This is a genomic window from Deinococcus betulae, from assembly GCF_020166395.1.
GTDB lineage: Bacteria > Deinococcota > Deinococci > Deinococcales > Deinococcaceae > Deinococcus > Deinococcus betulae.
Genome location: NZ_JAIQXU010000072.1, coordinates 1 through 1,682 on the forward strand (window position 1 = coordinate 1; position 1,682 = coordinate 1,682).

The window sequence follows — 1,682 nt, forward strand, 5'->3', positions numbered from 1 at the left end:
AGGCTGTGCGTTCCTTGACTCGCAAGAGACACACGGCTGCCAGTCTCTGTGAAACGCGTTGCTGTGTGCAGCGGCAAGAAGGCCACCTGAATTGCAGGTGGCCTCGGTCAAGTGTGCTGTGTGTAGTCTGGCTCAGCGGGTGTAGAGGAGGCGGTTGGGGCTGCCGGCCCCCGCATTCGTGACTTTGTTGGGGGTCGAGCTGCTGATGATCGCGTTGGTGACGCTGCTCGTGCTGTTGGCCCCCAGCGCCAGTTCCAGCACCGCCGCCCCCGCCACATGGGGGCTGGCCATGCTGGTCCCGCTGATCGTGTTCGTCGCTGTGTTGCTCGTATTCCAGGTGCTCGTGATATTTGTTCCTGGCGCAAAGAGGTCCACGCAACTCCCGTAGTTCGACGAACTGGCCCGCGCGTCACTGCTCGTGCTGTTCCCCACGGTAATGGCGTTGGCGGCGCTGGCGGGGGAGACGTTACAGGCGTTCTGGTTCTCGTTGCCGGCGGCCACCACCATCACCAGGTTGCGGCTGGCGGCGCTGTTCACGGCGTCATTCACCGCCTGGCTAAAGCCGCCCCCCAGGCTCATGTTCGCCACGGCCGTCGCGCTGCCCTTGTTGCCCACGGCCCAGTTCACGCCTGCAATCACGCCTGAGTTGCTGCCCGACCCCTGGCAGTTGAGCACCTTCACCGCCACCAGCGTCACACCTTTGGCCACGCCGTAGGTGCTGCTGCCCACCGTGCCGGCCACGTGCGTGCCGTGTCCCTGGCAGTCGCTGTTGTTGCCGTCGCCGGTGGTGTTCGTGCCCCAGATCGCGCGCCCCCCAAAGTTGGTGTGGGTGGTCCGAATCCCGGTGTCGATGATGTAGGCCCTCAGGCCGCTGCCGGTGGCGTCGTAAACGTAGCTGCCGTTCAGGGGCAGGTTGCGCTGGTCAATGCGGTCCAGGCCCCAGGTGGCGCCGGTCTGGGTGGCGGTCATGTGCATCAGGCCGTCCTGCTCGATGTACTTGACGCGGGGGTCACGGCGCAGGGTGGCGAGGTTCTGGGCGCTGAGCTTGGCGGCAAAGCCCTGAATGGTCTGGGTGTAGAGGTGCTGGACCGTGACGCCCTGGGGGTCGAGGTTCAGGCTGCGGATCAGGCCGCCGGCATCCTGAACGGTAAGGTTGGCGGCGGCGTCCTGGAGAACCACGATGTACTGGCCAGGAATGGCCTCGGGGTTGCTGGTGCCCAGGAGGGGGGCGCCGGCCGAGGGGGCAGCCGCCGTGTCAGGGGCGTGGGGGACGGTGCTGGTACCGCAGGCCGCGAGCAGCAACGAAAGCGCAAGAGCAGAAGTCAGGGTACGTCCGTTCATGGTGATCCTCCTGGAATGAGTTCACACCACTGGTGTGCCGGCGAGGCGCCAAGCAGAAAGCATGGGTCAGCGCAGGGACAGTCACTGTGTTGTGGGAACCTGGACGATCATAGTCATTGAAACGGACGGCTGACATGAGAACAGGTCGTACTGGGCCACCAGACAGTCGCGCCCTTCTCTCCACTTCGTCCGGTGGAGGGATGCTGGGGAAGGTGCTGCTCGCTGCGACAGATTGTCGACGCTGTCAATCGGGGCATACTTGACTTACCTCGAATAGGGGTTGACAGTCAGGGCATCAGCCGCTGAGGTCAACGAATTTCAGATTGTGTGCGAGGACGTTC

The 1,682-nt window shown here is 64.3% G+C and carries 1 protein-coding gene; it reads right to left on the bottom strand.

What is annotated here, in order from left to right; all coding sequences use genetic code 11:
- Positions 1-132 precede the first annotated feature (132 nt).
- Positions 133-1,341 (bottom strand): S8 family peptidase, encoded by a 1,209-nt coding sequence (locus tag K7W42_RS22655; RefSeq protein WP_224577671.1) that lies wholly within the window; start codon positions 1,339-1,341, stop codon positions 133-135.
- Positions 1,342-1,682 lie beyond the last annotated feature (341 nt).